The organism is Actinomyces acetigenes, from assembly GCF_031296635.1.
GTDB classification, from domain to species: Bacteria; Actinomycetota; Actinomycetes; order Actinomycetales; family Actinomycetaceae; genus Actinomyces; species Actinomyces acetigenes.
In genome coordinates this window covers 1-21,670 of the sequence record NZ_JASPFC010000040.1, presented here as the reverse complement: position 1 = coordinate 21,670, position 21,670 = coordinate 1, and the positions used below count along the sequence as shown (strand labels likewise).

Annotated in this window: 23 protein-coding genes, 1 tRNA gene and 1 other RNA gene; 14 read left to right on the top strand and 11 right to left on the bottom strand. The window is 66.8% G+C overall.

Annotated features, from left to right (window positions below; translation table 11 throughout):
* The 3 genes from RIV14_RS11945 to RIV14_RS11935 form a co-directional block, all read right to left on the bottom strand.
* On the bottom strand, positions 1–1,172 hold a 1,172-nt coding region (locus RIV14_RS11945; protein WP_309325197.1), incomplete at its 3' end, for a DNA polymerase III subunit gamma and tau.
* A 130-nt stretch (positions 1,173–1,302) separates the two neighbouring features.
* A complete protein-coding gene (locus tag RIV14_RS11940) occupies positions 1,303–2,241 on the bottom strand; it encodes a BsuBI/PstI family type II restriction endonuclease (protein WP_075372470.1) in 939 nt (312 codons plus the stop codon).
* Positions 2,238–3,677: an Eco57I restriction-modification methylase domain-containing protein gene (locus RIV14_RS11935; protein WP_075372494.1), complete on the bottom strand. Its 1,440-nt coding sequence runs from the start codon at positions 3,675–3,677 to the stop codon at positions 2,238–2,240. Before RIV14_RS11935 ends, RIV14_RS11940 begins: the two co-directional genes overlap by 4 nt.
* A gap of 139 nt (positions 3,678–3,816) precedes the next feature.
* On the opposite strand from RIV14_RS11935, the gene RIV14_RS11930 reads away from it, so the two are divergent.
* Positions 3,817–4,323: a beta-class carbonic anhydrase gene (locus tag RIV14_RS11930; RefSeq protein WP_075372471.1), complete on the top strand. Its 507-nt coding sequence runs from the start codon at positions 3,817–3,819 to the stop codon at positions 4,321–4,323.
* A 66-nt stretch (positions 4,324–4,389) separates the two neighbouring features.
* Here RIV14_RS11930 and ffs read toward each other — a convergent pair.
* An RNA gene (gene ffs, locus RIV14_RS11925) (signal recognition particle sRNA small type) lies at positions 4,390–4,484 on the bottom strand.
* Between the two features lie 267 nt (positions 4,485–4,751).
* Here ffs and RIV14_RS11920 point away from each other — a divergent pair.
* The 4 genes from RIV14_RS11920 (at position 4,752) to RIV14_RS11905 (ending at position 7,211) form a co-directional block, all read left to right on the top strand.
* Positions 4,752–4,839, top strand: a tRNA-Ser gene (locus tag RIV14_RS11920).
* A 120-nt stretch (positions 4,840–4,959) separates the two neighbouring features.
* A complete protein-coding gene (locus RIV14_RS11915) occupies positions 4,960–5,571 on the top strand; it encodes a septum formation family protein (RefSeq protein WP_075372472.1) in 612 nt (203 codons plus the stop codon).
* A 247-nt stretch (positions 5,572–5,818) separates the two neighbouring features.
* On the top strand, positions 5,819–6,292 hold the full coding sequence (locus RIV14_RS11910; RefSeq protein ID WP_075372473.1) for a septum formation family protein: 474 nt from the start codon (positions 5,819–5,821) through the stop codon (positions 6,290–6,292).
* A gap of 211 nt (positions 6,293–6,503) precedes the next feature.
* A complete protein-coding gene (locus RIV14_RS11905) occupies positions 6,504–7,211 on the top strand; it encodes a TetR/AcrR family transcriptional regulator (RefSeq protein ID WP_075372474.1) in 708 nt (235 codons plus the stop codon).
* 70 nt (positions 7,212–7,281) lie between these two features.
* Here the strand turns inward: RIV14_RS11905 and RIV14_RS11900 are convergent, their stop codons facing one another.
* The gene (locus RIV14_RS11900) at positions 7,282–8,361 is read right to left on the bottom strand and encodes a hypothetical protein (protein ID WP_075372475.1); all 1,080 of its coding nucleotides are present in this window, start codon (positions 8,359–8,361) and stop codon (positions 7,282–7,284) included.
* A 389-nt stretch (positions 8,362–8,750) separates the two neighbouring features.
* Here RIV14_RS11900 and RIV14_RS11895 point away from each other — a divergent pair, with 389 nt between their 5' ends.
* Positions 8,751–9,089, top strand: a complete 339-nt coding sequence (locus RIV14_RS11895) for a hypothetical protein (RefSeq protein ID WP_003788121.1) — start codon at positions 8,751–8,753, stop codon at positions 9,087–9,089.
* 158 nt (positions 9,090–9,247) lie between these two features.
* Positions 9,248–9,823: a LytR C-terminal domain-containing protein gene (locus RIV14_RS11890; RefSeq protein WP_081381845.1), complete on the top strand. Its 576-nt coding sequence runs from the start codon at positions 9,248–9,250 to the stop codon at positions 9,821–9,823.
* A 287-nt stretch (positions 9,824–10,110) separates the two neighbouring features.
* On the opposite strand, the gene RIV14_RS11885 is transcribed toward RIV14_RS11890, so the two are convergent.
* Positions 10,111–11,565, bottom strand: coding sequence for a uracil-xanthine permease family protein (locus RIV14_RS11885; RefSeq protein ID WP_075372477.1), 1,455 nt, complete (start codon positions 11,563–11,565; stop codon positions 10,111–10,113).
* A 219-nt stretch (positions 11,566–11,784) separates the two neighbouring features.
* On the opposite strand from RIV14_RS11885, the gene RIV14_RS11880 reads away from it, so the two are divergent.
* The 5 genes from RIV14_RS11880 (at position 11,785) to RIV14_RS11860 (ending at position 16,391) form a co-directional block, all read left to right on the top strand.
* Complete coding sequence (locus tag RIV14_RS11880) at positions 11,785–12,165, top strand: DUF4190 domain-containing protein (RefSeq protein WP_081381846.1); 381 nt, start codon at positions 11,785–11,787, stop codon at positions 12,163–12,165.
* Between the two features lie 45 nt (positions 12,166–12,210).
* Positions 12,211–12,948, top strand: coding sequence for a glutamine amidotransferase-related protein (locus RIV14_RS11875; protein WP_075372478.1), 738 nt, complete (start codon positions 12,211–12,213; stop codon positions 12,946–12,948).
* Between the two features lie 89 nt (positions 12,949–13,037).
* Positions 13,038–14,492, top strand: coding sequence for an annexin A7 (locus RIV14_RS11870; protein ID WP_075372479.1), 1,455 nt, complete (start codon positions 13,038–13,040; stop codon positions 14,490–14,492).
* Positions 14,493–14,931: 439 nt separating this feature from the next.
* Positions 14,932–16,074: a hypothetical protein gene (locus RIV14_RS11865; RefSeq protein ID WP_143224210.1), complete on the top strand. Its 1,143-nt coding sequence runs from the start codon at positions 14,932–14,934 to the stop codon at positions 16,072–16,074.
* A gap of 71 nt (positions 16,075–16,145) precedes the next feature.
* A complete protein-coding gene (locus RIV14_RS11860) occupies positions 16,146–16,391 on the top strand; it encodes a hypothetical protein (protein WP_075372480.1) in 246 nt (81 codons plus the stop codon).
* A 133-nt stretch (positions 16,392–16,524) separates the two neighbouring features.
* On the opposite strand, the gene RIV14_RS11855 is transcribed toward RIV14_RS11860, so the two are convergent.
* From RIV14_RS11855 to RIV14_RS11835, 5 genes are all read right to left on the bottom strand, one after another.
* Entirely contained in the window at positions 16,525–17,259 is a 735-nt protein-coding gene (locus RIV14_RS11855) for a glutamine amidotransferase (RefSeq protein ID WP_075372481.1), read from the bottom strand.
* A gap of 67 nt (positions 17,260–17,326) precedes the next feature.
* Positions 17,327–18,148 (bottom strand): nucleoside phosphorylase-I family protein, encoded by an 822-nt coding sequence (locus tag RIV14_RS11850; protein ID WP_075372482.1) that lies wholly within the window; start codon positions 18,146–18,148, stop codon positions 17,327–17,329.
* A 249-nt stretch (positions 18,149–18,397) separates the two neighbouring features.
* Positions 18,398–18,910, bottom strand: a complete 513-nt coding sequence (locus RIV14_RS11845) for a hypothetical protein (protein ID WP_256699290.1) — start codon at positions 18,908–18,910, stop codon at positions 18,398–18,400.
* Positions 18,903–19,091, bottom strand: coding sequence for a helix-turn-helix transcriptional regulator (locus RIV14_RS11840; protein WP_070658705.1), 189 nt, complete (start codon positions 19,089–19,091; stop codon positions 18,903–18,905). Before RIV14_RS11840 ends, RIV14_RS11845 begins: the two co-directional genes overlap by 8 nt.
* A 36-nt stretch (positions 19,092–19,127) precedes the next feature.
* On the bottom strand, positions 19,128–19,523 hold the full coding sequence (locus tag RIV14_RS11835; RefSeq protein WP_256699291.1) for a PTS sugar transporter: 396 nt from the start codon (positions 19,521–19,523) through the stop codon (positions 19,128–19,130).
* Positions 19,524–19,891: 368 nt separating this feature from the next.
* On the opposite strand from RIV14_RS11835, the gene RIV14_RS11830 reads away from it, so the two are divergent.
* Together RIV14_RS11830 and RIV14_RS11825 are read left to right on the top strand one after the other, a co-directional pair.
* Positions 19,892–20,260, top strand: a complete 369-nt coding sequence (locus tag RIV14_RS11830) for a hypothetical protein (protein WP_075372485.1) — start codon at positions 19,892–19,894, stop codon at positions 20,258–20,260.
* Between the two features lie 77 nt (positions 20,261–20,337).
* Positions 20,338–21,670, top strand: a 1,333-nt coding sequence (locus RIV14_RS11825) for a helicase-related protein (RefSeq protein ID WP_309325196.1), incomplete at its 3' end; no start/stop codon positions are given.

The window sequence follows — 21,670 nt, the reverse complement described above, 5'->3', positions numbered from 1 at the left end:
CTTCCGGCCGCGCCGGCCGGGCCCCTCGCGGCCGCACCCCCGGCCGCAACGCCACCACCTCTGGCGGCGCCTCCGGCGGGGATGAGTAGACGGGCTACGAGCAGCTCGAGCTGGAGGCGGGGAGAGGTGGCGCCGACCATGGCGGTCAGGGCCTGGGCAGTGGTGTCGGCGGCCCGCGAGAGGGCGGCGGCCCCCATGGTGCGGGCCTGCAGGTCCATGCGTTCGAGCTCATCGACCGGCAGGGAGCCGAGCGCCGCACCGGCCTCGGAGCCGGCCAGGGCGATGACGAGCAGGTCGCGCAGCCGGGCCAGCAGGTCCTCCACGAAGCGGCGGGGGTCGTGCCCGGAGGAGACGACCCGGTCCACCACCCGGAAGACGCCGGCGCCGTCGCCCGCCGCGATGGCGTCGACGCACTGGTCGAGCATGGTGGTGTCGGTGTAGCCCAGCAGGGCGACGGCCCGCTGGTAGTCGACGCCGCCGTCGTGCGCCCCGCCGATGAGCTGGTCCATGACCGAGAGGGTGTCGCGCACGGAGCCGCCGCCGGCACGCACCACGAGGGGGAAGACGCCGGGGCCGATCTCGACGCCCTCGGCCCGGCACAGGTGGCCGAGGTAGCCCTCGAGGACATCAGGTGGGACGAGGCGGAAGGGGTAGTGGTGGGTGCGCGAGCGGATGGTGCCGATGACCTTCTCCGGCTCAGTGGTGGCGAAGATGAACTTCACGTGCGCCGGCGGCTCCTCGACGAGCTTGAGCAGCGCGTTGAAGCCCTGCGCGGTGACCATGTGGGCCTCGTCGAGGATGAAGATCTTGTAGCGGTCGCGGGCCGGGGCAAAGGCGGCGCGCTCGCGCAGGTCGCGGGCGTCGTCGACGCCGTTGTGGCTGGCGGCGTCGATCTCGACGACGTCGAGGCTGCCGGGTCCGCCGGTGGCCAGGTCCCGGCAGGAGGGGCAGGTGCCGCAGGGGGTGTCGGTGGGGGCCTGGGCGCAGTTGAGGCAGCGGGCCAGGATGCGCGCCGACGTCGTCTTGCCGCAGCCGCGCGGGCCGGAGAAGAGGTAGGCGTGGGTGACGCGGTCGGCCCGCAGCGCCGCCATGAGCGGAGCGGTGACATGGTCCTGCCCGATGACCTCCTGGAAGGTGTCGGGGCGGTAGCGGCGGTACAGAGCGGTGGTCACGGCCCGAGCCTAATCGGCCGGGCCGACACCGTGCGAGGCTCCGGGCGGGTCAGGTTCCGTCTGGGCGTCCCGCTTCGGCTGAGACTCCGAGAGACGGCCTTCGACATCAGAACGGCACCTCGATCATCGGTTAGCGAGGATGAGGTCCGAAGAACCTGTCACCGTTCAGGTGGATCATGTGCGTGGGATCCGAGGCCAACCACACCTCGGTCTCCCATGCCAAATCACCGAGAAACCTCCTCATGATCGATCGGTTGGGGAAACAGGAGACATAGACGACACCAGCCGACGAACCAGCGAACATACGAGACAGCTCGCTGTAGCGAATGTGGTCCACAGGACCGTGCGTTGAGGCAGCTTCCACAAGGAACAGCCAGTTCTTGCTGGCCTGGTAGACCACCAGGTCCGGCATTTTTCCATGCTCATCGACCACAACACCCAGCTCAGCAAGGCGATCACGCTCGAAGGTCGCCAGCTTCTCGTCAGCATCACCCACATAGAGAATCTCACCACCAGGGACAAAGTAGGCACAGAAATCTTCCACCATCGCTTTGATGAGGATGTTCTGCCCCCCACCCTTCAACGTGAACACCCCGCCATCCGGCGTGGTAACCGGAATGCGCGTGAGATCACGGGCAGCCCTGTACTTCGCTTCAAGGCTCCCAACCTCAGCCAGATACTCCTCAACAGCCGGGACGAAGTCAGGCGTCCCATAGAGCCTGATCGTCAACAAGGCCTCCGGATTGAGACGGTAATTGTTTTTCGAAGAGTTGGTTGGTCGACCCGGGTTATCGTCGTTGTAGAGACAGAATCCCGCATCAACAAACTGATGGAGGACGAAGCGGCGGATGGTCTCACGCGAGTTCTCGGCGATGGGATGGCTCAGCGGGCCACGCATCCAGTCCAAGATGGCCCGCACACCCATACGTTCATTGGTGGAGTCGGTCCACGTATTGTTCTCATCAAGCCCAGCGAGAGCCAAAAGCGTGCGCGCCGAGGCCTCATTCGTTCGCCTACTATCGAATCCGAACGCCCGAAGGATATCCTGGGCTTCCTGGACGGTACTCACGCCGCCTCCATGCGCTCAGCTGCCATCACCTGACGAACAGCATCGTCGGGCCCCAACTCACTCCGCCCCAGAAGAAGTAGCCGTTCAATACTAGGGAACTTCATCTTCCTCAGGTCGCCGGCGTTAACTTGAGTATGACCAGAGAACACACGAAAGAAGTCATCTACCTGCTTAGAGTTCAGCCAGACAGCCAGGCCAAGCGCCAGCTCACGATCCACCCCCCGCCCAGAACAGTGAATATAGTTTAGCTTGTTATCAAAAGCAGGCTGACGCACATCATCCGACCAGACTGCGGCCACGATTCGACGCCTCTCCTCCTTGGCGGAGAACCTCTTCACCAGAACATAAGTACCCGCTGGCACCAGCACTTTCGACCTCAACGGCCCCTCAGCATGAAACCACTGAGGTTTCTTGATCGAGGGACGCGGATGAAGAACCACGTTGTCAACAATGTTGGCCGAGTAGACCATTGGCACAACATCATTGCCGCAACTGTTCCTGAGGTGTTCTCGCAAACGAAAGTCCACCACACGTCCAGTTGAGACAGCGAGTCCCAGATCAGTCAAACTGTAGTGAGCACACCGCATCCATTCAACAGCCTCAGCATCCTCACGCGAGGCAGGAACGAAGACAAAATCATCAGTGACGACCTGAGAAGCCGGGACGTCTCGAACCGTCGGCATATCGCGGTGATCCACGGACGAGGACAGGCGGACGACTGGGGGCTGCACCCCACGTGTCACAGACACGATAATCGTCTCCTGGAGTACTCCAAGGTCCCCGAACACCTCAGAACGAGACTGGAAGGTATGGATACCGTCGATTCCGAAAGAAGCCAGCAGAGTTCGACGGAACTGCCTGAAATAGGTGCCGTTCATCCAAGAACGCGGAGTGATAGAAACCTGTTGCCCATCAGCGTCCAGCAAAATGGCTCCAAGTGCCATGAATCCCGCATAAATGTTGGGAACCCCAATCCCGACAGTACGCAAATTCCTGTCCAAGGCCGACCCCGAACGGATCTTTCGGTAGGGCGGATTCTGAATCACGAGATCGAAGCGCTCATCAGTGCGCAGCGCCCAGTCAACAAAGTCACCCTTCACTAGAGCAGTAACAACCCTCGCCTCCATCTCACAGTCCGCAAGAGTGTCAGCCAGGACGGGCCACAGGGTCCGATCCGCCTCAACTGCAGTCAGCACCACCTGAAGATCCGGCCGCTCCCGTCTCAGGCGATCAACCACCGCAGCAGTCAGCACCCCCGATCCCGCCCCTGGATCCAGCACTCGGAACATACCGGACTCAGGCAGACGCACCAGATCCGCCATGATCCGAGCGACAGCGACAGGCGTGAAGAACTGCCCCAACTCAGCTTGGCTGGCTGCGTCCAGACCTGCCAGAGACATCTCACGTCGAGCGGCTGCACGTTCCAGAAGGTTCATGGTGATCAGGTTACCGGCCACCAACGACAGCAATCTGCTGAGCCAGTTCTCGAAGGTAGCCGGATACCGCCGTGAGGTCACAAGCATCTGGCACGATGGGGGAGCCGGCGCGTCGCCAGCTGGAGGAACGGGAGGAACCATGTCCGTCACTAAGGCTCTTGTCTCCCGCAACGCCGCCTACTGCGCCGAGGTTCTCTCCCGGGGCGGCCTGGCGGCCAAGGGGAAGCAGAAGGTCGCGGTCGTGGCCTGCATGGACTCGCGCGTGGACGTCTTCGCGGCCCTGGGGCTCGCCCCGGGTGAGGCGCACGTCATCCGCAACGCCGGCGGACTGGTCACCGAGGACACGATCCGCTCCCTGTCGATCAGCCAGCACCTGTTGGGCACCGAGGAGATCGTCCTCATCCACCACACCGGCTGCGGCATGCTCTCCTTCACCGACGAGGAGCTGTGCTCCGCCCTGGAGGCGGACACCGGCGCGAGGCCGACCTGGGCGCCGGGGGCCTTCACCGACCTGGCTGGCAGCGTGCGTCAGTCGATCGCCCGCATCAAGGCCTCACCCTTCCTCCCCCACACCGGGGCCGTGCGCGGCTTCGTCCTGGACCTGGCCAGCGGCCGCCTGATGGAGGTCGACGCCGCCCGGGCCTGACCCTCCGGGGCCTCGGGGGTCTCAGGAGCCTCGGAGGCACTGAGCGAGGTTGGGGCTGTCCGGGCACGCAAGGACCCCTCGCGCACCCGCCAGAGCCTGCTTACCCTTGCTACCTTCCGGTCCTGGGGGATTCACTGGATGACGCCGCACGAGGGGCCGAGCGAGAGACTACCCGATCCGGCCCCGGGTTGCGAACCGTCCGCATGCGGCTGCCGCGCCCGCCCCTCCCCTGAGCTCGAGGACGCACAGGAGGGGCCGAGGACGGTCCTGGGAGGTGCGCCCTGAAGACCTACGGTGCGTCCTGGCGGGGTCGACGCCGCGAAACCGGCCTCGCGTGACAGATCCCACCGCCCCGGGCTGGCCCCGGGGATGGGCGGTCCGATATATTCCTTTCTCGTTGCACGTGGTTGTCGCCGCGTGGAGCGCCTGGAGGATTCGCCTAGTGGCCTATGGCGCACGCTTGGAAAGCGTGTTGGGTGCAAGCCCTCGGGGGTTCGAATCCCCCATCCTCCGCCACCACCCCGGAATCCGCGTGATTTCGGGGTTTTTCCGTCCTCCGCTCCGCCGCCTGCAGCGGGCGTCCGATCAGGTTCCCTCCCCATCGACGCCGCCACCCGCTCCTGCCACGATGGCCCCATGCGCACAAGAGCCTCATCCCTCATCGCCCTGCCAACCGCGCTCCTTCTCGCCGTGAGCCTCAGTGCCTGCGACGAGGACGCGGTGGGCACCCCCTCCACTGGTCCCTCCTCCTCGGCCAAGGCCACCCCCACAGGCTCCCCCCAGGACAAGGACGCCCGGGACTCCGACGGCGACTCCTCGGCCACGCCTCGCACCGATGCCTCCACCGGCTCGAGCGCCAAAGCGGAGGGCGGCGCCAAGACCGTGGACATCCATGACCTCAAGACCGGCAACTGCATCTCCGAGATGGTCAACGGAACCGAGCAGGGCGGAACGGAGGCCACGGGCGCGAAGCTCGTCGACTGCTCCACTCCCCACCAGTACGAGGTGACCGGAACGGGGCAGTCCACAGCCTCCACCTATGCCGAGGCGAACACCTCCGATGAGGTCACCGCCGTCTGCGGACCGTTGCTGGACAGCTACGTCGGCTCCCCCTCCAAGGCCAAGAAGTACCAGGCGGTGGCCCTGACCCCCTCGCAGTCCTCCTGGGACCAGGGGGACCACTCGTTGGTCTGCTTCGCCCAGAACCGGGATAACACACCATTGAATAATTCCATCAAGAACTCCTAGTCTGTCCCCATCGAGCAGGACGGCCGCGCACGGCGCACCACTGATGGAGAAGACCCACTTCTCCCTTCCCGCGCCTCGCGAACACCGTCCCGCCTCCCACTCCGGCCGGGTGGCGACTCTCCGTTTCTCCGTCTCATGTCGCCACCCGGTCCTTATCCCGGATTTTTTCAGCCATCTCTCCGGTCGTGACCAGGAGCCGGCAGAAAACCGGCACAATCCGGCCATTCCGACTGTTACGGTTCGAGCCATGCGCACCCGGACCACGCTCCTCGCCCTTCCTGTCGCCGCCGCTGTCACCATGGGGCTGACCTCCTGCGGCCTGCTCTCCTCGCAGACCACCACCGCCACCAAGGACCTCGAGGTCGGGCAGTGCTACAACACTGTGAGCAAGGACTCCGGCGGGGATCAGGCGATCGGCGAGGTCATCGTGGTCGACTGCTCCAAGGCTCACACCTACGAGGTCATCGCGCAGACCACCTTCAGCGATGACATCAAGGAGTTCCCCAAGCCAGAGGCACGTGACTCCCTGGGGCAGGGCTTCTGCCTGGGCGAGGACTTCACCAAGTACGTCGGGATCGAGTCCGGCAAGACCAGCTACCAGGTCGAGTACCTCACGCCGGGCGAAGGCACCTGGGCCCAGGGCGACCGCAAGATCACCTGTGTCGTCACCCAGGGGGACAAGTCACAGGTCAAGGGCTCAGCCAAGAACTCCAAGAAGTAGCCCCCTGGAGCCGTCTTTCCGGGCGGCCGCAGCCACCCCGGAGCCCTGAAGAATATTGAATATCGCATCGATAGCCTTCCTTAAAATGAGGGCGGCTGTCGTACTTTCCCGGGATCGCCGACCCCGATCAAGCGCCGCGTTCCTCCGGAACTACTCGGGTCGGCCGGGCGGCGGCCATCACGTGCGGCTGAAGCGTCCGTAACCTCCTGGAGTGACCAGTGATGTTCTTCGCGCACCGCAGCCCGGCGCCCCGCTCGACGACGAGCCATCCGAGCGCCGCCCTGTCCGCGCGCGCCGTCGAGGCCCCAGACGTCGCCCCGACGATGGCGGCAGCCGACCATCCTCCACCCAGGAGGCGATCCTGACTGCCGCGCGCGAGTCCTTCCTGACCCAGGGCTATGAGGGCACGACCATCCGCGCGGTGGCCCGCACAGCCGGCGTAGACCCGGCACTCGTGTCCTACTACTTCGGCTCCAAGGGGGACCTGTTCGGGGCGGCGGTCAACCTGCGCGCGCAGGCGAGCCAGGAGATCGCCACTGCCATCAACGGGGATCTTCTCTCGGCCGGTCCCCGCCTGGTACGCCTGTCGCTAACGGCCTGGGACGACGACGCCGACGGCGCGACCTTCCGCACCCTGCTGCAGTGGATGGCCGCCGACGTCCGCAGCCCGGAGGCGATCCAGAACTACGCCACTGAGCAGATCGCAGTCCCGATGACCGAGGCCCTTGAGCAGTCGGGCCTGTCAATCACCTCGGCGCGAGAACGGGCCGCCCTGGCCGGCTCCCAGCTGGTGGGACTGGCCATGATCCGTTACGTGCTACGCCTGGAGCCCATCGCCGGAGCGAGTATCGACCACCTCGTGGAGGTCGTCGGACCGACGATCCAGCACTACCTCACTGGTCCGCTGCAGCCCGCATGAGCCGGGTTCGCCCCGGCGACACGTCACCGGGGCGAACACAGGCGTACCGAGAATGTCTCGAGCTCGGGGGTCAGAAGGCCTCGTAGCGCCCGGAACTGAGGAAGACGCCGTGACCGGTCTCGGTGTTGCGGCAGGTCATGCCGTTCTCCTCGGAGCGGCACACCCAGGAGCCGAAGGTGACGGACTGGCCGTACTCCACCACCTGGGGCGAGGAGCCGCCGCCGCGGAAGGCCTCATCGAGCGAGAAGGCACCCTCGCTACGGCCGGCGAGCTGCGGAGTCCCACCGGAGCTGAGGTCGAACCACCACTTGGGCGAGCCCGCCTCATCCTTGCCGTAGGTGCCGTCGGAGCGGTAGGACAGCACGCCGCAGCCCGCGTGGTGGGCGGACAGGTCGCAGCCGATGTTGCCCGACGGCGACACGATCATGGCGGTCTTCTCCGAGACGAGGTTGTCCGGGACGAAGGACGTGGCCTGGCCGGGCTGCTCGTCGGCGGGGGCGGCCGGCTCAGCAGGCGTCTGCGCGGGGGCGCCCTTGTCAGCCTGTTTGTCGGTCTGGGCGTCAGCCGGCTTGTCAGCCTGTTTGTCGGTTTGGGTGTCGGCGGGCTTCTCAGCCGGCTTGTTGGCGGACTTCTCAGCCGGCGTCGGCTGATCCGAGGACTTCGGAGTCTCGGGTGCCGCGGAGCGCGGTGCCTGAGTGGCTCCGGCGTAGGACTTGCCAGCGTCGTCGGCCTTCCCCTGACCCTGGGGGGTCTTGGAGGCACCACCGTTCTGCTGTCCCGGAGCGTCCGTCTTGCCGGAGGCCAACGTCTTGGGGGCGCTGTTCCCGCTGGCGGCGGGACGGGGCTCGTTGGCCCGCGGGCTCGCAGGACGGGACTGGGAGCCGGAGGGCTGCGACGCGGAGGAGTCGGCGGAGCCCTTACCGGTAGGACTGGGGATGCGAGGAGAGGCGTGTCCCGCCTTCTGCCCGGAGGTCGCCTGGGCACTGGCCGACGACTGCGTCTTCGCAGATGACGATGAACCCGTGGTGCCCTGCTGATTGGCGTTGGAGGCACCACCGGACTGACAACCGGCCAGAAGCATGGCGGTTGAGGTGAGAACGACGAGGGACAGGGGAATGGTGAAGCCGCTTCGGCGGACCGCGATGGTCATGACTGCGGCATCCTTTCGGTCGAGGTCGGTGCGGCCAACACGGTACTAGAGCCCGGAAGAAGAGAGGAACAGTCCGAAGGTCAGGCGACGCGCCGATTTCCGGCATCAGACGTCCCATCTTTCCAGTAAACCACCAGATATCGCAGCGATAACGCCAATCACAGAGAGATGACGGAATCACCGTCCTGTCGGCCACATTCCAACTAGTGAGACAGATAACGGAAAGGTCTCCCCTTCCCCAGGAGGGTCCGGACGGGGTCACCCCAGCGGACCGACCCCCGGCCGGAGGCGATGATGACGAGGTCGTCGAGGTCGTCGAGGTCGTTGATGTTGGACGACCCACGGCTCCCCCACGCACCTGTGGCCGCTTCATTCACTAGGATGTTGCCGTGATCTTCAAGGCAGTACGCGAGAGGCCCCCCTACCCCGACCACGGGGTCACCACTCAGCGCGATTGGGCCGTCATCGCGCCTCGACAGATCCGCCTGGCCGATCTCACCACCACCCGTGCGACTCTCGATCTGCGCAGCCTCCTGGATGACGACTCCACCTTCTACGGCGACCTGTTCGCTCATGTCGTCTCCTTCAAGGGAGACCTCTACCTGGAGACCGGGCTGCACCGGGCACTGCGCGCCGCACTGCAGGGGCGCACCGCGATCCACGCCCGCATCCTGGAGGTCACGGAGGAGGGGGTGCCGCGGCTTGCCCCGGCGCCACCGAGCGCCTGACCCTCACCGGCAGCGCACTCGGCGACCCGCCCGACACCCCCGTCCACGGCTCGGTCCCATGTCACATCGAGCCCACCACCACCCGATGAGCGTCGTCGTCCATTACCCTGGATCGCGTGAGTAGTCCCGCAGATCCGCGCGCCGAGTACCGGCGGCACATGCAACACCGTCAGGCCACCGTCATCGGCACCATTCTGGCCGTCATGGTGGTCGCGGTCGCCGTGAGTCTCCTGGTATCGCTGGGCATCCTGCCCGCCTACAACCCGGGCTTCTCGCACCCCAAGAGCACGGCGACCTACGTGCCCCAGCCCTGCCCGCCCAACGGCGCCAAGACTGTCGACGTCACCACGATCGAGAAGATCAACGTCTACAACGGCTCGGAGACGGTGGGTCTGGCCGCCACGGTGCAGCAGGAGCTGGAGGAGGCGGGACTGACCGTCACCTCGGCGAATGACTGGCCGGGGGGCATCTACAGCGGCGAGGTCCAGATCATGGCCTCCAAGGGCGGCCTGACCAATGCCTACTCCCTGGCCCAGATCTTCCCCAAGTCCACGGTGCAGCTCGACAAGAGCCTGTCCGACGACGACACCACGGTCTCGGTGGTCCTGGGCAAGGAGTACCTGCAGAACGCGCTGAAGTCGGACGAGATCAAGCTTCTCGGCGCCGGCAAGCCCATTACCGCCCCCAGCGACTGCGTTCCGGCGGACAAGGTCGCCACGAAGAAGCCCAGCTGATCCGGGGCCGCCCAGTCCGGGCGGAAGCGTCCCGACGACGACAGCTTCTTGCCCCGATCGAGGACGTACTTCTCCGACGAGGACTGCGTTGTCCCCCAGACGACTGAGGTCCGGCCTCAGTCGTCTGGGGGACAAGTACGTTCTGGACGGGAAACGCAGTTCCCGATTCAGGGCGTCATCGCGTCTGAGACGCCAGCTCGGGTGCAGTTCCAGGGCGGGGCCGGTCTTGCCGGGGGCGACTGTGAGCCAATGAAAGAGGCTCGGCGGACTGACTTCCGCGGGGCGGCTCAGTCGCGGCTCTCACCGGCGCTCTCAGCGCCATCGGTGCTCGACGACGTCGGAGCCGCCGCAGACGCGGCCGCGGGCGAGTGGGCGGCGCGGCTGGAGTAGGCCGGGCCCTCCAGCTCGGTGCCAGCGGGGGCCGAGGCCGGCGAGGCCTGCTCCAGGTTGGTGCCGCGCAGTTTCGAGATCCAGCGCATCGCGTGGTAGACGCCGATGGCGGCGGCCGAGCCCAGGGCGATGCCCTTGAAGGTCATGTCCCCCCAGACCAGGGTGTAGTCGGCGATGGCCACCACCATGGACACGGCCGCCGTATTGAGGTTGACCGGGTCGGAGAAGTCCACGCGGTTCTGCACCCAGATGCGCACCCCCAGCATGCCGATCATTCCGTAGAGGACCGTGGCGGCCCCGCCCAGGACGCCGGCCGGGATCGTGGCGATGATCTGACCGAACTTCGGCAGGAGGGACAGGCCCAGGGCGCTGAGCGCCGCCACCACGTAGGCGGCGGTGGAGTAGACGCGGGTGGCGGCCATGACGCCGATGTTCTCCGCGTAGGTGGTGGTGCCCGAGCCGCCGCCGGCGCCGGCGAGCATGGTGGACAGCCCGTCGGCGAACAGGGCTCGGCCGGTGACGTCGTCGAGGTCCTCCCCGGTCATGGCCGAGACGGACTTGACGTGGCCGATGTTCTCAGCGATCAGGACGAGCACCACGGGGATGAACAGGCCCAGGTAGCGCAGGTCGAAGGCCGGGGCGTGGAAGTCGGGCAGCCCCAGGACAGGGGCCTTGGCCACCTTGTCGAAGTGCACCTCCCCGCGCAGCACCGCGGTGGCGTAGCCGATGAGCACGCCGAAGAGGATCGCCAGGCGCCCAATGAGGCCCTTGAACATCACGGTGATGACCAGGATCGAGACGATCGTGACGACCGCGGTCACGGGGCTCTTTGTGACATTGCCCCAGGCCGCGGGGGCCAGGTTGAAGCCGATGAGGGCGACGATCGCGCCGGTGACGATCGGCGGCATGAGACGGTCGATCCAGGCGGAGCCGACCAGGTGGACGATGACGCCCACCACCAGCAGACACAGTCCCACCGAGATGATCCCGCCCTGCGCCAGAGCTGCCTTGTGGGGGTCAAGGGGGAGACCGCTGTCGCGCGTATAGCCGGTCACGGCGCCAATGGGGGCGAGGAGTGCGAAGGAGGAGCCCAGGTAGCTGGGCAGGCGCCCGGAGGTGATGCCCAGGAACAGCAGGGTGCCCACGCCGGTGAAGAACAGCGTCGTCGCCGGGTCGAAGCCGGTCAGCAGCGGCACCAGGAAGGTGGCGCCGAACATGGCGATGACGTGCTGGACACCAATGCCGATGGTGCGCGGCCAGGTGAGGCGCTCACCGGGGGCGACGACCTCACCCGGGGCGATGGACCGGCCATCGCCGTGCAGGCGCCAGCCACGAGAGGTAGAAGAGGACACGAGTGAGCTCCTGCCTAGGCAACGAGGGGAATGACTGTGTCCCGTGGGAAATCCACCCGCGAGACGCTCGGCAGGACCCGGCAGAGTCTGCCGGGACTTCAGCATAGCCCCTGCTCGGCGAGCACCGGACCGGGCTCCTCGCAGGCATCTGCCGGGCAGGGCCCGATTCGTCCGCGGGAAGGATGCCTCTCCCGGGCACCGGCGGTGCATGATGTGGTCATGAGCACCGCTGGAACCTCCCCGCCAGGGCTGAGCGCACCACGCTTCTCGCCGAGCTCGGAGCAGTACGTCGACGGACTCCCTCCGGGATTCGTCTTCCCCGGCACCGAGAATCTCGACCCGGCAGAAATCTTCTCCGGCCCCGGCTACACGGCACCCCGCCCCCGCAGCGACTCCGGGGCGACGGCCGCCCTGGTGTGCGGGCTGCTCAGCTTCATCCCCTTCGTCGGCGTCGCCGCGATCATCCTGGGCATCAGCGCGCTGCGGCGCCTGCGCCACAGCTATGACTCCGGTGAGGGGCTGGCCTGGTTGGGGCTCATTCTGGGAGGCGTCTCCGTCATCCTGTGGCCCTGCCTCCTCCTCATACTGTTCATGCTCTAGGGTCGGACGGCCACACCGGGCCAACCGGTCCCCTACAGTGGTCCCGTGAAGCCTTTCATCATGGTGACCACGCGCCCCGAGCACGAGGCGGCGCAGGACGAGTACGAGTCCTTCCTGGCTCAGAGCGGTCTGTCGCGCGACGACCTGCAGCACATCGCCCTGGAGGAGGTCGACTTCCTCGACTCCTTCACCGCGGCCGATGTCTCCGGAGTACTCATCGGGGCCAGCCCCTACAACGCGGACACGCCGGCAGCCGAGAAGACCCGCAGTCAGCTCAACGTCGAGGAGCAGATCCGCGAACTGCTCGGGGTGATTCTCAAGGAGGGCATCCCCCTTCTGGCCACCGGCGTCGCGCTCCAGGTGCTGGCCGCCTACCTGGGCACCGGGACGCAGGAGGAATTCGGTGAGGAGCTGGGAGCCGTCGACCTATTCCTGACGGCGGAGGGCCGTAAGGACCCGGTCCTGGAGGGGCTCCCCCAGGTGGTCACGGTCTTCGCCGGCCACTACGAGGGCGTCGGGGAGGTGCCCCCGCACGCGACCTTGCTGGCGAGCTCCCCGGACTGCCCGGTCCAGATGCTGCGCGTGGGCAGGAACGTCTACGCCTGCCAGTTCAACCCTGAGCTCGACGCCGTCCGGTTCGAGCGGCGCGTCAGCATCTACGACGAGGCCGGTTACGGTGACCCGGACATGAGCGAGGACATCCTCACCCAGGCCCGGTCCTCCGAGGCGCACGACGCCGGACGGATCATCCGCAACTTCATCTCACACTTCACCCGCAGCTGAGCTGCCGCCCTTGGGGCCACAGGCCCCGAACGACTCGGGGGTACAGACGCAGTTCTGGAGCTGAGAGCCACGATCATCAGGACGTTGTCATGACTTACCCGCCCACCTATCCGGGGCCGCCACCGGGATACAACGGTCCATCGAGCCCGCAGTACCCGCCGCAGGCAGCCTATGGCCAGCCTTCGGTGAGCGCTCCGCAGGGCGGGGTGACATACGGGCAGGCGCCGACGCCGGCCGGTCACGGCGCGTACATGCCTCCCGCGCAAAGCGCGATTCCGACACAGTCAGTGGTGCGCCCACCCGGGGCCCCCGCCTTCCCGGGCCAGCCCTACCCGCCTGCGCCCGTGCAGGCCTCCGCACTGCAGTATCAGCCGTACCAGCCGTACCAGCCGCAACCGCAGCAGTTCCAGCAGTTTCAGCACGGCGCGGGCTCGGGCACCGGGTCGGCATACCTGAGCGGAGCAGTCACCGCACCGGGCTATCCCTCTCCTGCCAGACCGCCACAGCTGAGCAGCCCGCGTCCAGGAACGACCTCATCCCAACCCTTGGGCGCACCACACCATGTGCCGTGGCGCGGTGCGAAGGCCGTGGCGCTCACGGCACTGCTCGTACTCGCCGTCCTGGAGACCGCAAACTTCATTACGTCGATGAATGCGTACATTACGAGCAAGCACAGTTGGCTCTCCCTCTCCAGACTGGCGGCCTCAATGATATACATCAGCATCACGCCGAACCTGTGGTGGCTCTTCTTCGCCTTCCGTCGCCTCTTCCGAAACCAGCCCGTCTCCGAGATGACCGGATTGGCGCTGTGGTTCGGATTCGTGGCAGTCATGCTCCCAACCGGAACAGCCCAGTCCCATCAGGTTCACATCAATACCGTCATCATTGTTATCTCTTTCGTCATCGCCACTGTCGGAGCCGTCGCGACCACACGACTTAACCAGAGGCTGAAGGAGCCACGATCCTGGATCCTGACTCTCGCCGTAGGCTCCTGTCAGTTCATCCTGTTCAACACGATTCTCCGTTTCATGAATTTTGGCTGGATCTCCTACATCTTGACATCAGAATCAGACAGCCAGAGCATCACTCACTACACCTCACATCTCTGGCTTGTGTGGTCGGACTCCGACGGAGTCGGGATTCCCTTAGTGCCCGCCCTGATACTCTCCACCCTCATCGCCATCGTGTCGGGTATCAGCGTCATCCAGGCGGCCCGCGGATCTTATGGCAAGACATTTAAGATAACGTCCATTACTTGCGCATCCCTGTTGAGCCTCGACAGCCTCTTCGTCTCCACTGTCTTCGGAGGGCCCTCGGCTGACGGGCACAGTCACACGCCGTCCGAGACCGGTTTCATGCTGCTGGCAGTCATCGTCGTGGGGATCATCACCGTCGGCTCGACGGTGGCCGCCGCCCGTCACCTCACCAACAAGGAGTCCACCGGAGGAGCTCAGCAGGGACTTCATGCTGGCGGAGCACCGGGCATGCAGAACCGCTTCAGCCGGTATCACCGGTCCCAGTCGCCACGGACGGGCGGGTACTGAGCCGGTCCCACCACCGCGAGGTCGGCACGCGCCGCCACCTCGGTTATCGACACCGACCGACAGGTCGAGCACAATGCCCACTATGCGGCAGCCACCTTCACCTCAGAGCAGCCCCCCTCCGACGCCGTCGGACGCTTATGGACACGGCCCGGCCACGCCATACGGCGTGATGCCACACGGGCCGCACGCCCCCGCGTCGCCACCGCATGCGGCCCTCACACCGGGCCACGGGCCCCAGGGCGGGCAGCAAGCCGACTACCCCTATCTTTTCCAGGCCCAGACCGCTCCTCCGACGCAGCCGGTGGCGCCGCACCTGTCCAGCATCGGCCAGCCTGCCAGCAGTATCGTCACCAACGGGACTGATATCGACCCCTATTCGGCGGGGCCCACCGCGAGCTTTCCCAGGTTCACCCCCACCCCATCCTTGGGCCCTGTCCCTGTGACCCTGCAGCCGCAGCCGTTCGTGCCGCCATCACCGGTCAGCGCGCCACCGCTCGGCATCACCCGCAAGGCCGCCTTCCCCTCATCCACCCCCTGGGGACGCGACCGACTGGCCGCCCTCGTACTGACACTATTAGCGGTCGGGGTTCACGTGATGTGGACAATCAACGACACGTCCACAAACGACGCCTTCCCTTCCCTGCATAATCCCACAACGCAAGACTACTTCAATGCACTGTATTACATTCCATACACGCTAGGTGCTTGGTGGCTCATTCTTATTCCCATCTCCATCATCAACATCATCAGAAACCAGGTCAGCATCATCACAACAGCGGTCGCAGTTCAACTATTCTTCATTGACGTATTAATACTGAATAACGACCCCATCGGCAACCCCCTCGCCATTTTGTGTCTGCTGGCCACTGGCTCCGCAGCGATCTTCACAACCCGGATGGGAAGGACCACCAACCCCCCTCGACACTGGCTGGTCAGTCTTGGAATGGCGACGAACCTGTTCCTCCTCGTTTCAATGCTCCACCGGATCACAAAACTGCTCCTCAACGCAAAATTTTATCAATCAGGCACGAGTAGCCAGACGGTCAATATATGGATGACCCCCGCAATCGGGCCAAATGATCGAGGAATACCACTCACTGTTGGGGTAGTCATCACGATCATCGTGGCCGTCATTGCCTCGATCAACCTCTATCTGGGAGTCTCATCTCCCACCAGTCGCGTATTCCGCTACACCGTTGGAGTCGCCCCAACACTCGTAGCCCTGGTCAACATGTATATTCTCTCCGCGTTCGGTATATCCCGCGCTGTCGTCTCCTCAGGTCTCGGCCTGACCAGCATCGGCACGGGCGATCACCCGCACGCGAAGTTACGGGCCTGGCTGGCATCAGTCCTCCTCGTTCTTCTCGCCATGGGCGTGACGGCGCTCCTGAGTCGCAGCTCCGCCGTCAACCGGCGCGTGCAGACATCCTGGAGCGCGGCACAGTCCTCGACCGTGGGGGCGAGCGGCTCTGGCGCCGTCGCCCCCACGTATGCAGGAGGACCGCATGCCTACCCACCTAGAGTGACTGACCTCACGCCTCTGGCGCCATCCGCGGACCCATCGGCTCCGAACTCCTGGTGACGGCGCAGCCCACTGCTGCGCCACCACTCACCTGGCCACGTCGCCAGCCCACGCCACCAAGGAGTTCTCCCATGCGTACTCGCAAGATCGTGTCAGCCGCCCTGCTCGTCGCCGCCCTCGCCGTCGGTACCGCTGCCTGCGGCTCCACAAATGCCGACAAGGACAAGATGGAGCAGACCTCCACCCCGGGCGGCGCCATGAGCGACAACAAGATGTCCGACGACAAGACCGCCGACGGGAAGATGTCCGACGGCAAGATGAGCGACGACAAGATGTCGGCCGACCCCTCGGCCAGCGCCATGTCGGACGGCAAGTAGGAACTACCCCCGGCGGACCGCCGCAACAGGTTGGCCCGTACCCACTGCGGTGGGTACGGGCCAATGCCCTGCCGGGGCCGCTTCTTCTGACCGCGTCGGACAGAGGACCCGCCAGGACGGTTCGGCGCAGCCGTCAGTTGCGGGCGTGGACGGCCACGAAGTTGGCCAGGAGCTTCCAGGAGTCGGAGACGTCGTCGAGACGCACGCGGGCCTGGAGCTCGGTGAGCTCGTCGTCGGCGAAGTAGCCGTGACCGGCGTAGAAGCCGAGCCGGTGGGCGAGGTAGTCGCCGTCGAGCTCGGGGTGGAACTGGGTGGCGTACAAGTTGGACCCGATCCGGAACATCTGGACCGGGCATGCCTCGCCGGTCCCCAGGAGGACGGCGTGGGGCGGCAGCGTCGTGACCGCCTCCTTGTGGGCGACGAAGGCCTGGAAGACCTTCGGGACGCCCGCGCAGATCGGGTCGGCCAGGCCGGCCTCGGTGAGAGTGACCTCCGGGGCGGTGACGGCCTCGCCGTAGGTGGTGTCGACGACGGCGCCCTGGTGGCAGGCGAGCGTGCCCACGCCGTAGCAGGCGCCGAAGAAGGGGAAGTCGGCCTCGACGACGCGGTCGAGCAGGCCTGAGAGCTCGGCCTCGACGCGCTTCTGAGTGGCGGACTTCTTCTCCGGCGGGGTGGAGGCGTTGAAGGGGGAGCCGCCCACGAGGATGCCGGACCAGTCGTCCAGGTCGATCTGCGGCAGGGACTCGGACTCCAGGCGCAGGCGGCGCAGCGTGGACTCATCCAGGCCGGTGCGCTTGAGGAATGCCTCGTACTCGGCGTCGGCGGGTTCGTCCTCGCTGCGGGTGGCCAGGAAGAGGAAGGGTTTCACGAGATGACCTTAACGGGGGCCGACAGCCTGGGCAGCATCCTTTTCCACGCCGTTCCCAGAATCACGTTCAGGCACCGGCCCGCAGGCTTCTGAGGATCTCCTCGACGGCGGCCAGGGTGACGCCGGAGGCCTGCCGCAGGGAGAGCTGCGCCCGCCCGAGGTTGCCGCCGGCGGCCGGAGCGTCGAGGTAGGTCAGGGCGGAGACCGCCACTCCCCTCGAGGCCAGGATCATGGCCTCGGCCACGGAGTCGGTGACGGCGGCGTCGGCACCCAGGGAGGCCAGGGCGCGGGACTCGGCCGGACTCGGACGCAGCGGCCCGGGCACGAGGGCGACCACGGAGCTGCCGCTCACGCCGCGAAGGTTCTCCAGGCGCTCGGTAAGCCTGGCGTCCCAGCCGGCCGAGACCATACCGGCGGCCGGGAAGAGAGAACCACCGGAGACGTTGAGGTGGTCGGCGACGACGCGCACCTGCCCCGACGCCGTCCCCCCGGCCACGTCACCGGAGCCGCGCAGCGGGGTGGCGCGGGTGACGAGCAGGGCGGCGCGCAGGCGGGCCCCGCTGGCGATCCGGGCCAGCGCCGTCGCACCGCGGGCAGCCTCGCCCTCGTACATGCTGGTGCGACCACGGGCGACGAGGACGCCGAGGCCACCGCGCTCATAGGACACGAGTGCATCCTCCTGGCCGGGGGCGCTGGGAGCCTGAACGCCGGGCAGGAAGGACAGGCGCACCCGGGCAGAGGGGCGTCCCCAGGCCTGGTCGAGGTCGCGCAGGAAGGCGGGCTCGGCGATGACGAGGAGGTCATGGCGGGCGCGCCCCGTGGCCAGGAGGATGGAGGCGCCGTCGGGGTCCTCGTCCCAGATTCCTGGCGGGGCGGACTGCTGGACCATGGATTCTCCTCGAGTGCGCCCGGGGCGGGCGGTGGGACAGGGGACGATGGCCGGCGCTGGACGCCGGTCAGGGTGGAGCGAAGTCTACGCGAAGACGCCGCCGGCCGCCGCCGGCGCCCAACCCACACCCACCAACAAAATCTTCAAAATCGACGCGGCTCCGGGTCGATTCTGAAGATTCCGTCGATGTGTGTGCGGGGCGGCGGGTCGGGCAGGGCGTGCGGGGCGATGCAACCGCACTCCCCCGACCTACATCGTGCGGTTGAAATAGATGTTCCCCCCGATGAAACTGATCAGCTGGAGCCACAGGACGATGCTCAGGACCAGCATTACCGGCCCTCCGAAGGCGCTCACCGTGACGGCGACGACATTGCCGATGAGCCCGACGGCGCCGGTGAGGGCACAAGCCCGCTGCAAGGCGGCTTTGTCACGTTCATCATCCCGCTTCTCGAGCTCCCTGACGAAGAAGGTTTCATATCCGAACCTCTTGGCGACGAACAGGGCGACGATCGCCAGCATCATGATCGTTCCCCCGCTGGCGGCACCATAGAGGAAGTCGCTGTTCGACGGGATCGTCAACGCGGCCACCCATAGGAGGACCACGGCGACGGCCACGAGCGTCATACGTGCGGCGGTGATCTGCCATAGCGCGGTGATCCTCAGATTTCGTCGACCCTTCGGCGTCGAGTCGGAGGAGGACGAACCGGTGGCCGCAGCGGAGGAAGGAGCGGGCGTGGGCGACGTGGGCTCTGACTCAGACATGAAAGATCTCCTCAACAGTGGTCTCGAAGTAGCGGGCTATGGCGATGGCCAGGGGAAGGGAGGGGTCGTACTTGCCCTTCTCGATGGAATTGATGCTCTGCCTGGAGACGCCCAGGGCGACTCCGAGCTGGGCCTGGGTGAGACCGCGGGCCTCGCGCAGGCTGCGCACGTCGTTATCCATGACCCTCACCACCCAAGGCGCGGCGAGCCAACCGGCTCATGCCGCAGCCGCGTTCCGGGCGGCGCGCAGCCGCGGGGACAGCCACGCGACACCGACGATGGAGACGCCGATCATGGCGGCACCCATGAGACGGACGACCAGCAGAAGCGGCCCGGCGGAGAGATGAGTGGCCGCAGGGTTCACGAAGCCCACCATGATTCCGGTGGGGAGGGCGCAGACGAAACCAGCCTGCTGCCCACCGAGCTTCTTGAGGAGCTCGGGCGCCTCCTCGGCACGGACCTCGGGCAGGCGTCGAGCCGAGTACCGGTAGACGAGCAGGTAGAGGACGATCCCAACAGCAAGGCCACCGACCACTCCGGCAATGAAGGTGACACCGGGAGAGGCCTGCGACACGGCGGCCAGGAAAGAAGAAGCAGAGACGGCCGAAAGCATAGCGATCACTCCTTGAATAGCCACTCGTCCCACGAGCGGGTGTCATGTTTGCTTGACATGTCTAGTGTGCTTGACAAAGCCTTCCGTGTCAAGCGTGCTTCACCCGGAGAATCCAGGCCGCTGGCGCCCACCCCGCACGCACTCACCAACAAAATCTTCAGAATCGACGCGGCTCCGGGTCGATTCTGAAGATTTCGTCGATCTGTGTGCCGGCCGAGCGCACAGACGGGCCGGCCGAGCGCACAGACGGGCCGGCCGGGCAGGCAGGCGGGCACACAGCCAGGCCAGCGGGCCGGCACGCCGCCTTCACGCAAACGTGATTGCACGCAATGTGCAAGAACAAAGGAAGGTCGCTTAGCATCCCCCTCATGGCTGAGCGAATTTTTACAATTAATGCACCGATCGATCAAGTTCGATCAATCGTTACAGAGCTCTTCACTCGGGAGAGCTGGACCGTCACCCCCTTCTCCGCCGACACCCTCCAGATCACCCGCGGCAAGAAGGGCATGTCCGTCGCCTTCGGTGCGTTCATGGGCCGCAACTTCTATCTTTCGCAGAACCTTCAGTTCGGGACCGGCCCGCACGGCGAGACCCTGGTGCGCTACCTGTCCTCGACGGGGTCGGCCATCATCGGCGGCGCGCTCGGCATGCGCAAGTCCCTCAAGACCCATGCCGAGTACGCCGAGAAGCTCGCCGACGCCCTGCAATCGCGCGACATCCTCATGAGCGTGCGGTAGCCGCCGGCGCCTGCACGCCCCTGCCCCGCTCCGACGTCGGCCCGCCCGCTCCCTCCCCCACCGGGCACAATCGGGGCATGACTCGCACCGGGCCGCAGGGCCGCACGCAGCCGCCGCAGACCGACCCCATCGGGGCCCTGCTCGCCTCGCCCCCGGACCTGCCGGTGGTCGAGGTACTGCCCGAGCTGCGCGAGCGCTTCTCCTCCAACCCCTCCGCCTCCGACGACGCCGGCACCTGCCTGGTCCTCACCGCCCCACCCGGCACCGGCAAGACGACGCTCGTCCCACCGCTCCTGGCCGACGTCCTGGCCGACGTCCCTGCCGCTGCACCGGGACGTTCCCTGGAACGCCGGCCGGGCCGCGTCGTCGTCACCCAGCCGCGGCGCATCGCCGCCCGAGCGGCCGCCCGCCGCCTGGCCGACCTGCTGGGAGAGGAGGTCGGCGGCACCGTCGGATACGCGGTGCGCGGGGAGCGGCGCACCGGCCCGGACACCCGGATCGAGGTCGTCACCGCCGGGCTCCTCCTGCGCCGCCTCCAGCACGACCCGGAGCTGAGCGGCGTCGACGCCGTCATCCTCGACGAGGTCCACGAGCGCTCCTTGGACAGCGACCTGCTCCTGACCCTCCTGGCGGATGCGCGCGCCGCCCTGCGCGAGGACCTCACCGTCGTGGCCATGTCCGCCACGCTCGACGCCGACCGCCTGCGCCGCATCCTGGGCGGCCCCTCGGACGGAGCCTCGGGCGGCACGTCGGACGGAGCTGCCCCGCTGGTGGAGGTGCCCGGTCGCCTCCACCCCCTTGAGGAGGTGTGGGCGCCGCCGGGGCGCACCGGTCGCCTCGGGCCGCGCGGGGTGCCGCGGGAGTTCCTCGCCCACGTTGCTACCACCGTGGAGCGGGCACTGGCCGAGCGCTCCGGTGACGTGCTGGTCTTCCTGCCCGGGGCCCGAGAGGTCGACGACGTCGTCTCCCGCCTGCGCGGCGCGGCCCTGGCGGGCGTGGACGTCCTGCCGCTGCACGGCCGCCTGCCCGCGAGCGCCCAGGACGCAGCCCTGACCCCCAGCCCGGCAGGACGGCGGCGCGTCGTGGTGGCCACGAACGTGGCGGAGTCCTCGCTGACGGTGCCCGGGGTGCGGGTGGTGGTGGACTCCACGCTGGCGCGCGAGCCGCGCCTGGACGTGGCCCGCTCCATGAGTGGCCTGGTGACGGTGGGGGTCTCGCGGGCGGCCGGGGTGCAGCGGGCCGGGCGGGCGGGGCGCGAAGGGCCCGGCGTCGTCTACCGCTGCTGCTCGCCGACGGACTGGGCGCGCTCGCCGCTGGCTCCGACCCCGGAGATCCTCTCGACCGATCTCACCGGTGCGGCCCTGGAGCTGGCCGTGTGGGGCGTGCCCGACGGCGCGGGGCTGGCCTGGG